Source organism: Thermopirellula anaerolimosa, from assembly GCF_054657335.1.
In genome coordinates this window covers 525,681-538,022 of record NZ_BAAHYX010000006.1, presented here as the reverse complement: position 1 = coordinate 538,022, position 12,342 = coordinate 525,681, and the positions used below count along the sequence as shown (strand labels likewise).

Here is a 12,342-nt window from a genome sequence, read left to right as displayed (position 1 = left end):
TCAGTTCCGGCTGATAAACGGAATGAACGATTTCCTCCTTTTCCGATTCCCATGCCGCCTCCCATTCGTCTGATTTGCTGATCCTGTCGCCGGACGTGTCTCGATCCACGATGTGCGCCAGCTCGTGGGCGTAAAGATAATATTCGTGGACCGACTTTGGGGGGCCGTTCCATACGACAATGGCTAAACGTCTCCCATTCTTGGTTTCCACCCATCGAACAAACCGAGCCGTTTGCGTTGTAAACTTTTTGGCGGGGGAGTGAGTTAAGAGCGCGAGACTGGATAGGTCGGGAAGAGTCGCGGAAGAGGGATCAGGTGAATACGTGGGGCGGGGAGTCTTGAAAAGAGGGGACTCTGGAGCCGGGAAGGCGGCACTCGAAGGAAGAAAAGGCGGCGTTCCAGGGAAGAAAACGCCTCAAAGCGGTCTTTGATCGGCCTTCCGCGCGCACTCCGCGCAGACCGTCATCCTGCGAGACGAGCTCAGCACCGACAAGATTCCCGATTCGTCCGCCGCTCTGGGGTAAAAAACCTAGGTGACCGCTACGGCGGGTTTTCCTGAAGGCTCTTGCTCAGCGGCGGAGCCGGACTCGGGATGTCCCGGGGCGGCAGGCTTGCCGTAGACTCTTTCCCGCAAGGCCTTGGAAATCGGACTGAGCCACATCTTTCCCAACGTCCCCTCTCGACGCGGGGCCATCGCCAACAGCGTCGCAAACGCGGCGTGCACCACCATCACCGCCCCCACCTCCGCCGTAAACCGCCGGGCCCCGACAATGTTCCCGTCATCCACCCCCCAAAACACCTTCAGCCGGGCATTCACCCGTTCCACCGCCGTCCGCCCGCGGTACAACCGCTCAAACTTCCGCGTCGCCCGGGGTATCGCCGGAAACCGCCGCAAGTCGATCTCCCGCGGCACACGCACCGTCTTCCCGTAGGACTTCCCCGCATTGCAAATCTTGCTCATCAGACACTCCCACCCCTCGTGCTTGGCCGGACACCGATACTTGATCGTCTCCCGCGACGGCTCATACCCGATGTAGGCCATCCGATACCGCACCATCGGTTGGCTCACCCGATCGTAACAGTACACCGTCCCCGCCTCGTCGTAGACGATGTTCGAGGTCCCATCGTGGCCGGGCAACATCCGCTCCGTCTCCTCCTTCCACAAACTCCGATTCTCGATCACCGCCTTGATCCCCTCCCGCGACAACAACTCATGCACCGGATTCGTGTCGGCCGCCTTGTCATAGGCCAGACTCTTGATCCGACCTTGCGGCAGATTCCGTTTCACCTGCTCCAAAACCGCCGGCAACGTCTCGGTATCCCCGGCCGTACTCTCCGTGACCTTGTACCCCAACACCACTTCGTGCTTCACATCCACCGCCAGGTGCAGCTTGAACCCGAACCACTCCACCACCCGCGTCACGTTCCCGTCCTTGTCCGTGTACTCCTTGCGACCGCCCTTGGGTTGCGGAAGACCTTCCGCCTTCTCCTCCTCCGCCGCCTCTCCCTCCTTCCGCCGCGCCTTCAGCCCCGTGGCGTCCCCGGCCAGGTTCTCTCCCAAGTCCGGCACCACCTCGCCTAATCGCCGCACCATCGTGTTGAACATCTCCTGCAGGAGGCTGCGAAACGGTTCCCGGCCCAGCAGCTCGATGAACCGCGACATGTTCCAGGCGTTGGGGACCCGGTCCTCCGATTCGATCCCAATCAGCTTCCGCAGCTCCGCGTTCCGCCGCAGTTCGGCCAGGCACGACTCCACGGTCGGATGCCGCAAGGCGATCGTCAAAAGCCACGTCCCCCAGAGCACACGGACCGGATAGTCGTTCCGCCCCTTGCCCCGGGCTCTCTCCAGAGATGTGAGAAACTCCTCGTCGGGAATGGACGTTAGAAATTCCCGCAGGGTGCGAATGGTGGGACTATCTTCCAGGGTATCCCAGGCGAAGAGAGGTCGGAGGTTGGGGATTTGCATGGAGGTCTTCCTGAGCCGGAGAACAAGGGATTGAGCCAACGCTTTGCGTGCTTTGCAGGGAAAGTTCTTGTTCCGCACCACCCAAGGGGCTTTGGATCAAGCCGATCCTTGTGAACGCATACCTTTACTACGCACCAAATCCCCGCTTGTTCGCAGGCTTGGTCGAAAAATCGTGAAAAATCGCTCCAACGCGGGAAAAACCGCCTCTTTTCCGCACATCCTGCGGGGAAGGCCCTTTCCAGGCCCCTCGCAAGTCCCATCCATGCCGCGAGATGGGAACAACGCAAAGGGCTCGGCTTGTAGCTTTGCGGCTTGAACTAACGGCGGATTACCCGGACAATAAGAGATTCATGAACTTACGATAACCTGAACGGACTGTGGCCGGACTGTCACGATTTGCCGTAGACCTAATGTTAGGCCCCGGCCTACGCTCACCCCCCATCGGATGGAGTTTTCGTAGATGTTAGAGCCTTACGAAGGCAACCGGCCGGAGCTTGGGCGGTATTTTCTCTTCCTCGCCCTGTCGATGGCGATCATCGTTGCCAATTTCTATTTCATGTCGCGCTTTTCCAAGAAAGAGGGCGGCGACCTCGCCCAAAAACCTCCCAATGCGGCAGAAGCCTCCGCCGAATCTGCGAAGGACGCGCCCGACGCCCCGCAATCCCCCAAACCGGTATCGGAAGCCGATGATTCTCCGGAATCCGGAGACAAACCCGTTGCGACGGATCAGTCGGCGAGCGCCGAATCCGACGCCAATGGCGCCGCTCCGAACCAAGGAGCAGCGGAGGAACAAGCCGCGGTTGCGGCCCCATCCGATCCGCTTCCGGCCTACTACACTTTGGGAACCCTGGATTCCAAACAGCCTTACCGCATGCTGGTGACGCTGACGAATCAGGGAGCGGCGGTCGTCCGCGTCGAGTTGAACAATCCCCGATATTGCGACACCGAGGATTGGGGAGGCTACTTGGGCCGCATTTTTGAGGATCCGGGCTTGATCGGTGACGGTTGCCCGGTGGAGGTCGTCGGTCCCGGTACGCCTGCCGCCGAGGCCGGACTGCGCCCAGGCGATCTTTTGCAATCCGTCGATGGTCAAAAAGTGCTGGGCGTTCGGACCTTGGAAGCCATTCTCGCTCGCACACGCCCCGGACAAAAAGTCACCCTGGGCGTTTTGCGCAACAACGAGCAATTGCAGCTTACCGCCACACTGCGCCGAAAACCGCTGGAGCTTATCCGGCCGGAAGGTTCGGCTCCCCCATCCTTTCTGACGACGCTGGCCCAATTCGAAAAGGATCGCCTGCTGGACCGCCGTCTTGCTTTTGAAGAGAAAGTTCAAAAGACCGAAAGCCCCATCGAACGGGAGGAGTTGATCCGACGGGAGTTGGACTTGGAATTGCCCGGCGTCTCTTTGCGTGGACGTACTTGGCGTGTCCTACCGGAGGACGCGGACCCGCGACGCCCGCAGGATTGGCCGCAAGCCTCTCCCGCCGATTTGGAAAACGGTACACGGGAGACCATTCGTTTCGCCGTTTGGCTTCCGGAAAAGAAACTCGTTGTCACCAAGACTTATCGAATCGCCAAGGGAAACCCCCAACAACTGAGCAACCTGGACGAGACCAACTATCACCTGACCTTAACTCTGGAATGTTTCAACGTCGGTGACCGCGAGGTCGCGGTGGCTTATCAACTGGACGGCCCCAACGGCCTGCCCACCGAAGGTTCCTGGTACGCCCGCAAAATGAGCAACAGTTGGTCGGCGGTCGGCCTGCGCGACGTTGCCGTCAAATTGGGGAGCGGCGGCCTGCGCCTGGTTTCGTGTTATTCCATCGCCCGCGACAAAGCGGGGGTGCCGTGGAAAGACGAATCGGAAAACGTCACGGCGGTAGGCGTGGACGCCCAGTATTTCTCGGCCGTTCTCATACCGCAAAAGGAGTCCGCCAATTCACTCTGGTTCGAGGACGTTCGTCCTTACCGAATCGGCACTCCGGAACGCGATTACGAGTTCTTGACCAACGTTTCGTGCCGACTCACAGGTTTGCCGGTGTCGTTGCGCCCGGGCGAATCTCTCAGTCACACGTACAATATCTTTCTAGGCCCCAAGCGTCAAGACCTGCTGAGCGCGTACGGGCTGAGCGGCTTGATTCAATACGGTTGGTTTTGGTTCGTGGCCGAACCGATGACTCGTTTGTTGCACTTCTTCCACGATTATGTAGTCTTCAACTATGGCCTGGCCATTTTGATGTTGACGGCTATGGTACGACTATGCATGTTTCCGGTCAGCCGCAAACAGACCTTAAATGCGCAGAAGATGCAAGAGCTACAACCGGAAATCAAACGCATTCAAGAGCAGCACAAAGACCTGCAAGAACGCAACGAACGCATTCAAGAGCTATTTCGGCGGCACAATTACAACCCGTTTTCAGGCTGCTTGGTGCTCTTTATTCAATTGCCCATTTTTATCGGCCTGTACAAGGCATTGGCGATCGACGTCGAGCTGAGACAGGCGCCTCTGATTTCGGAGGCCGTCCGCTGGTGCGCCAACTTGGCCGCACCCGACATGCTGTTCAACTGGAGCTTTTTATGGCCCGATTGGTTCAACCGCGGACACGGCATGTTCGCGTTGGGACCGTATTTCAATCTCTTGCCCATCCTGACGATCGTTCTCTTCCTTTGGCAACAAAAGATGATGATGCCGCCGCCCGCCGATGAGACGGCGGCCATGCAACAGAAGGTCATGACGTTCATGATGATTTTCATGGGCGTTCTATTCTACAAGGTGCCCAGCGGTTTATGCTTGTACTTCATCATCTCGAGTTTATGGGGATTGGGCGAGCGGCAGGTTCTTTTGCAGATGAAACCTGCCGGCGCCGAGCCCGCCGCAAAAAAGCCTTCCCAACCGCGTTGGAAAGCCGCCGTCAAGGAATGGGCCGAAAAATGGGATCGCACTCTGCGGCAGACGGTAGACGGACGCAAGCCCCCGAAACCCACAGAAAAAAAGCCGCAGCAAAAACCCAAGGTCGGTAAAGCTCGTCGCCGCGGTTAATCGATGGCACGTCGGCAAGATCATGGGCGCGACTTGGGAAGATACGATAGCCGCCGTCTCATCACCACTCGGGTACTCCGCCAGGGGTATCATTCGGATATCCGGCCCGGATGCCTGGGCCGCGACCGTTCGAATCGTGGCCTCCCCGGACCTTGCGGGAACACCGCCGCCGGATGAGGCGGTTGCCATCCCCGTGTTGCTTCGCGCTGCTCACATCCGCCGCAATTGGCCGGCCACGGTCTTTTTTTGGCCCGAAGGCGGAAGTTACACGGGGCAAATGTCCGTTGAAGTTCATACTTGGGGCGGTGCGGTTTTGCTGGAGGCGTGTCTTGCCGGTTTGCAAGTTCGTCCTGCCAAGCCTGGCGAGTTTACGCTGCGTGCCTTTCTGGCAGGGCGGATCGACCTTGTTCAGGCGGAGGCGGTCGCCGCCGTCATCTCCGCGAGCAGCGACGAGGAACTGTTCGCGGCCTTGAAGCAGTTGGCGGGCGGGATTCGCCGACCGCTTCAACAAGTGCGTGAGGACTTGCTCGACTTGCTGGTGGACCTGGAGGCCGGTCTCGATTTCGTGGAAGAGGACATCTCTTTCCTGCCTCGTGGTGAAGCGGAAAGGCGACTGGATCAGGCCGCCGACGAACTTCGCCGTATTCTTGCCCGACTGCGTTCCCGGGAGGACGCGCGGCAGAGCTATCGAGTCGTTTTGTGCGGTCGTCCCAATGCGGGGAAAAGCAGCCTCTTCAACGCAATCCTTGAGGGCGAACGGGCCATCGTGTCGGATTTGCCGGGAACGACCCGCGACTATTTGGCGGTGGAAGCGGAACTGGAAAACATCCCGATCACCCTGATCGACACTGCCGGCGAAGAAAATCTTATCACTCCGGCTTCTTCCGTTACAGCGATGGGAACTCTGCCGCAGCACGCTTCAATCGCCGACATCGCGACGGAACCCAAGGCCGATGCCTTGAGTACGGCGGCGGCTTATTCTGCGCGGGAATCCGTCAGCGCCGCCGACTTGATCGTGTTTTGTGCGGATTGCCGATGGGAAATCACGGAGTTAGAACAACGTTTTCTCAGCGCGGTCCGTGATCGCTGTGTTATAGCGGCAACCAAATGCGATTTAAGCCCGGCCAAGGAAGAATCCCCCGAGCTTTTCCAGGCTGATATCAGAACCAGCTCTTCCACGGGCGAGGGCATCGGCCGATTGCGGGAATTGATCGTAGCCCGATTGACGGAAATCGGAAATTCCCGAACCGATTTTGCGGCGATCGGAGCGAGCACGCAGCGATGCTTGCTCGCGGCGATATCCGCCTTGGATGAAGCAAGAGACCGTCTCGGCGATTCGTTGGCCGACGAATATGTTGCGGCTTCGATTCGCGCTGCGCTCGACGCCCTGGGAGAAATCGTCGGCGCGGTCTATACGGAGGATATCTTGGACCGCGTGTTCTCTCGCTTTTGTATCGGCAAGTGAGCCGAGATGTCATCCAAAACGCCCCGTAATGTACGACTCGGTCTCGGCCAGGTGAGGATTGCTAAAGATCGCGGTGGTAGGACCGTACTCGATCAGACGCCCCAGATAGAACAGGGCCGTATAGTCGCTGACACGCGCCGCCTGTTGCATATTGTGAGTTACGATGACGACGGTAAACTCGCCCCGCAGCGAGTGAATCAATTCTTCGATCTTGTTGGTCGCAATGGGGTCCAAGGCGGAGCAAGGTTCGTCGAGAAGCAATATCTCGGGAGATCCGGCGACCGCTCGGGCGATGCAAAGGCGCTGCTGCTGCCCACCGGATAGCCGCAAGGCATTTTCGTGAAGTCGGTCTTTGACCTCGTCCCACAAGGCCGCCGACCGTAGGCTTCTTTCGCATATCTCCTGCAAAACGGCCCGGTTCGACACGCCGTCAATCCGCAGGGGATAGACGACATTTTCGAAGATACTCATGGGGAACGGGTTCGGCTTTTGAAAGACCATTCCCGTCCGCTTGCGTAATTCGATGACGTCCACGGACGGTCCGACGATCGACTCTCCGTTCAATCGGATCTCGCCGGAAACGTGAATGCCGTCGATCAGGTCGTTCATGCGATTCATGCATCGCAACAATGTGGACTTGCCGCAACCGCTGGGGCCGATCAAAGCGGTCACTTTTCCGCGGGGAATGCCCATGCTGATATCGAACAGGGCCTGCTTTCGCCCGTACCAAAACGAGAACCGGTCGATCTGCATGATGCTATCGAGTCGCAGCATCTCCTCGTGGATTTCGCTCGGAATACTCTCGCCCCGAGCCACCGCTTCCAGTCGCGACGCGCCGACTTCCAGGTTTTTCAAAACGTCGGGGCGGCGTGCGAACGACTCCGGTCGGTCATCGGGGGTTCCGGTTTCCACCTGAGACGAAGCGTTTCGATTCGACGCGGGCAATACCGAGTCTCGCATCATTGATCTCCCGTTACCGCAATCTCGCGTCCCTCGCGGGACAGGCCGTGCCGCTTCCGCATCTCGGCCCAGATAACTCGCAGGGACGCGACAATCGTTTCATTCAAATCACCAAATTGTCGGCGAACGATCAAAAGTGTCCCACGACAAAGCGTTTTCGTAAGCGATTCCGCAAGTAGACCGCGCTCAAATTCAAAGTGAGGATCACCAGGATCAGGAGCAACGTCGTAGCATAGACGATCGGTTTGGCGGCCTCGCTGTTTTGACTCTGGAATCCCAAATCGTAGATGTGGAATCCCAGGTGCATGAAGCTTCGTTCCAAGTGGAAGAACGGGAACCGATGATCGAAAGGCAACTCGGGTGCGAGTTTGACGGCCCCGACCAACATGAGCGGGGCCACCTCCCCGGCGCCTCTCGCCATGGCCAAGATCGTTCCGGTCAAAATGCCCGGCATCGCCTGCGGCAGTACGACCCGCCGCAGCGTTTGCCACTTGCCTGCGCCGCACGCGTAAGAGCCTTCGCGCATGGAATTGGGAACGGAAGCCAAGGCTTCCTCCGTGGCAACGATCACCACAGGCAACGTCAATAAGGCCAAGGTCAAGGATGCCCAAAGAATGCCTCCCGTACCAAACGTGGGGTTCGGCAACCTGGCCTCGAAGAACCAACGATCGATCCCGCCGCCCACGATGTAGCAGAAGAATCCCAACCCGAAGACGCCGAAGACGATGCTGGGAACGCCGGCCAAATTATTGATTGCAATCCGCACGGCGCTGACGACGACGCCGCTCTTTGCGTATTCCCGGAGGTACAAAGCGGCCAGAACTCCCAACGGGACCACCGCCAAGCTCATCAAAAGGGTCATCATCACCGTGCCAAAGATGGCGGGGAACACCCCTCCCTCACTATTGGCCTCGCGCGGCTCATCGCTCAAGAATTCCCAAATGCGCTGAAAGTATATCTGGAATTTTTCTGACAGCGTCAGCCTATTGGCCGGATAAGCTCGCACGATATCCGCCAAACCGAGCGTCGTCTCCGTTCCGTCGGCAGTCTTCATTTTCAGCGTATAGCGAGCCATGTCGTCCCGCAGTTCCGCGATCCGCCGACTCACGTCGTCGTATTCCTGCGTCAATCGCGCCTCCGTTTCCTGGAATCGCTTTTCCGCCTCTTGATATTGGGCGGATTTCTTGCCGAATTTCAATTCCACGCCGCGAAGTTCCAGGCGCGCCTCTTCGATATCGTGATTGATATCGCCCAGCCTGCCCTTTTCCAGTTGTTTCAGTTCATTCCTTTGCCGAACGACCTGCGGGAAATTGTGTTGGAACTCCGTCCAAACCGCCTCGGGCGTGTCGGCAACCGTTTGGTCGCCGATGAGCAGAGCCTCAGGAAAACCGTAGAATCGCCCCCAGGCGAGACGCTCCAGAACCAAGGCCCACTCGGGGCGTGTTTCCGAACCCGGTACGATCTCAGGAGAAGCGACCCAGCGAAAATGCTCATTGGTCAACTCGAAGTTTCCTGTCCGCACCAAGCGCCGTGGGACCCATCCCTCGCCCGACCGCATGGCGTCCCGGTACGCATCGCGTACTTCCTCGGGCAGGTCGTTCAGCGTGGTCTCCTCCGGCTTGAATCGCTCTCGCCGCGTGACCTCTCCCATGGCCACGCTTCCGTCGCGGAGTTCCACTCGGATCACGGCGGTCGGCCAAAACGTGAGGATGGCATGATAGGCGATCAGCACCAGCAAACCGCCGATCATAACCAAGGATACCACCAGACCTCCCCCGCTGAGCCAAACCAGCGGTTCGCCTCGGGCGGCAATCAAATTGGCGGGCCGAGACGAGCGCCGTCGCGTTTGCGACGTTTGCACCGCCGGCAATTCCCGCTCCACGGTAACCATGCTCATGACAAAACAATCCGTCCGGTTTGTTCGTTACAGTTGGGAAGCGCGTTTGCGGAAACGCAGCCGAACCGTTTCCGCGGCGGTATTCACGACGAAAGTGAGCACGAAGAGGCATAACGCCGCCAAAAACAGCATTCGGTAGTGGGTGCTGTTCTGCACGGCCTCCGGCAATTCGACGGCGATATTGGCCGAGAGAGTGCGAAAGCCGTTGAAGATGTTCCATTCCAGGATGGGGGTATTCCCCGCCGCCATCAACACGATCATGGTTTCGCCTGCGGCGCGGCCGAGTCCGACCATGATCGCCGAAAAGAAGCCGCTGGTGGCCGCCGGTATCACGACTCGCATCGCGGTTTGCCAAGGCGTGGCTCCGCAGCCAAGCGACGCGGCCCGCAAATGCCCCGGCACGGCGGAAAGGGCATCCTCGGCAATGGTGAAAATGATCGGAATAATGGCGAAGCCCATCACCAGGCCCACGACAAAGGCGTTCCTTTGAATGTAGGTGCCCATCAGGGATCCCCGTGGGTCCCAACCCAGGACATTGGTGATCAGCCAACCCGCCGCCCAAGCCAAGGCAAGCGTCGCCACGCTTCCGATGAGGAAAAAGACGAGTTGCGAGGCAGCCCAAAACGTCGCCGAGCGCTCACTCCATGTCGTTCGGAGTCGCGGCAGCACATGTCGCGACAACAGCCATGCGACGACGCAGGCTCCCGCCGGCAGCAGGATGATCATCCAACCAGCGGCGCCGCTGCCGGATCCGCCGTCCAGCCAATGCCGAAAATTGCCTTGGAAAAACAGAGTCTCGGCGGCGGGGCCGACACGATAGGCAAGCCCAACGCCCAGCACCGCGAAGAGGGCCGCGAAGCCAACCCGAAAGCGCTCCAACCGAGTCGACCAGCGCGGACTCAGGAAGAGCCAAACGTGCCCCCCCAAAAGCAACGTAAAAGGTACGCAAAAGAGCGTCGCCAGCACAAAACCCAATCGCGTCTCGATCCACGGCGCCAAAACCAATGCGGCGACAAAGCCGAGCACAACACTGGGCAGACCGGCCATCAATTCAATGGTGGACTTGACTCGCGATCGCCACACGGGGTGCACGAATTCGCTGGAGTACACCGCCGCCGGCAAGGCCAAGGGCACGGCAAACAACATAGCGAACAGCGTCGCCTTCAACGTTCCGAAAATCAACGGAATCAAGCTGTACTTGGGTTCGAACTCGTCCGTACCGCTGGAGGACTGCCAGATGTACTCGGGCCGAGGCATGCCTTCGTACCAAACGCGACCGAAGATGGTTTGCAGCGTGATCCCGGCGTGAGGCGCATCGACATTCCAAAGGCTGACCGCCTCTGCTTGCACGGCGACCAGCAGGTCCTCCTTGGGCGTGAGGCGGATGATGGAAGGCGATTCCATGCGCAGTTTCGCGGTGGCAACCAACTGTTCCGCCGTGCCGTGCAAGAGCTGAACGGTTCCATCGGCATATGAAACTGCAAATAATCGGGAACGTTGCGATACGGAGATGTCCGCGACGGGAGACGGTCCGACGGGATATGTGTGAGCGCGTACAAGGCGCACGCCGCCCTCGCTATTTTCTCCCTCCCGCTCGCCGTCGGAAAGATTGACCGTAAACCAACCGTGAACACGACCGAGGCTATCGCCAACCAGAAGCGTGGTCTTCCCGATCAGGAATCGAGCGACCGTGACGGTAGCAGGTTCGTCGGGGAAGAGGTTGATTCTTTCCGTGAGCCGCGGGGCGGTCAAATCGCGGACATCGAATCGCAACACGCGTCCGTCTCGCCACAAGATCAGGACATTGTCCATGGCTCCGGTCAGGAAGACGCCGGGCTTGCTCACGCCAATATCCTTACCGTCTTCGCCGAGGCCGATCGAACCTCCGGTCAATCGAACGCTTTCCTCGCCCGTCAGAAGGTTGAGTTGTTTTCGGACCGACTCAACGAACAGCGTCCCGTCGGCGGCAAGGGCGGCAAAGGTCGGGTCATCGCCGCGAAGCGTCAGGTCGATTGCGACGATCGGCGACTCGCTCACCTTGGTGGGAGGTGAGACTTCACACGTCAAACGTTCCCACCGGAATTGGCCCTCTCCGATTTTTTGAATGACCCCTTCCCGAAACGGCTTTACCGTCCCGGGAGCGGCGGTGACCAAGTCTTGGGGAACCTCGGCCTGGTCGATCAGGGACGCCGTCACGCTCAAGGAGAACAGTCGCACGCTTCCATCGTGGTCGCCGAGAATTCCGCGCCCCGCTCTTTGATCATAGGCCCAACACGGCGACTGATCCTCAGCCCACAGTGGAATCGACTGCACGACTATTGCATCGCCCCCGCTAGATGCGGCGTAGAGTCGAACCACGCCGTCCTCGCCCAACGCCCAAATGCACGTGCCATATTCACTGGCCCCAATGAGAAGGCACGGCATGCCGTTCAAAGAGGGTGACAACACTTCGGCGGAACCGCCCGGGCGACCGGACGCGCCGGTCGACAACAAGCGATCTTGCCCCACTCCTGACGGAGCCGCCGTTTGCGCGGTGGCAAGAGGCAACTCCACTTCGCCGGGCGATGAATGCGTTCCGCTTCCCTCGGCTATTGCGCTCTGTGGGTCCGCTGCCGTGGACGCCGCACTCACCGGCTCCAGACGACCGGGCCGAAACAGCGGTATCACCGTCCACAGAAGAAACAGGAACACCCCGGACACGGCGATAATCGTGCCGATTCCCCCGACAGTAATCAACGACCGGGCAACGCCGTCGACGAAGCGAACCCACAAACGGTTGCGAAATACGCGAAGCCGTGACCTACGGCGACCGGTCGTCGAATCAGGAACAGAGGCTAGCGCATCGCCGTCTCGCGTTGGGGGCGGGACCTCGTTCTCTTGGGAACCCATGAATCGTTTCTCAACAAAGCACCTGCCGCCAACGAGAGGACGGGCATGACCTCGAAGGCGGCAGGGCATCGGGAGCTTCGATTTGCGTTGAGAAGGGAAGCTAGCGGCCCGTCCTTATTTTCCCT

Annotated in this window: 6 protein-coding genes; 2 read left to right on the top strand and 4 right to left on the bottom strand. The window is 59.2% G+C overall.

Features of this window, described 5'->3' with window-relative positions; genetic code table 11:
- Nucleotides 1-529 precede the first annotated feature (529 nt).
- Entirely contained in the window at nt 530-1,966 is a 1,437-nt protein-coding gene (locus tag ACYQ6J_RS08170) for a transposase (RefSeq protein WP_460183692.1), read from the bottom strand.
- A 460-nt stretch (nt 1,967-2,426) separates the two neighbouring features.
- Between ACYQ6J_RS08170 and yidC the strand changes: the two genes are divergently transcribed.
- Nucleotides 2,427-5,006 (top strand): membrane protein insertase YidC, encoded by a 2,580-nt coding sequence (gene yidC / locus ACYQ6J_RS08165; RefSeq protein ID WP_460183691.1) that lies wholly within the window; start codon nt 2,427-2,429, stop codon nt 5,004-5,006.
- 22 nt (nt 5,007-5,028) lie between these two features.
- Nucleotides 5,029-6,471: a tRNA modification GTPase gene (locus ACYQ6J_RS08160; RefSeq protein WP_460183690.1), complete on the top strand. Its 1,443-nt coding sequence runs from the start codon at nt 5,029-5,031 to the stop codon at nt 6,469-6,471.
- A 9-nt stretch (nt 6,472-6,480) separates the two neighbouring features.
- Here the strand turns inward: ACYQ6J_RS08160 and pstB are convergent, their stop codons facing one another.
- From pstB to ACYQ6J_RS08145, 3 genes are all read right to left on the bottom strand, one after another.
- Nucleotides 6,481-7,431, bottom strand: coding sequence for a phosphate ABC transporter ATP-binding protein PstB (pstB, locus tag ACYQ6J_RS08155; protein WP_460183689.1), 951 nt, complete (start codon nt 7,429-7,431; stop codon nt 6,481-6,483).
- Between the two features lie 130 nt (nt 7,432-7,561).
- Nucleotides 7,562-9,328, bottom strand: coding sequence for a phosphate ABC transporter permease PstA (pstA, locus tag ACYQ6J_RS08150; RefSeq protein ID WP_460183688.1), 1,767 nt, complete (start codon nt 9,326-9,328; stop codon nt 7,562-7,564).
- A gap of 27 nt (nt 9,329-9,355) precedes the next feature.
- Nucleotides 9,356-12,028: a hypothetical protein gene (locus ACYQ6J_RS08145; protein ID WP_460183687.1), complete on the bottom strand. Its 2,673-nt coding sequence runs from the start codon at nt 12,026-12,028 to the stop codon at nt 9,356-9,358.
- Nucleotides 12,029-12,342: the final 314 nt, after the last annotated feature.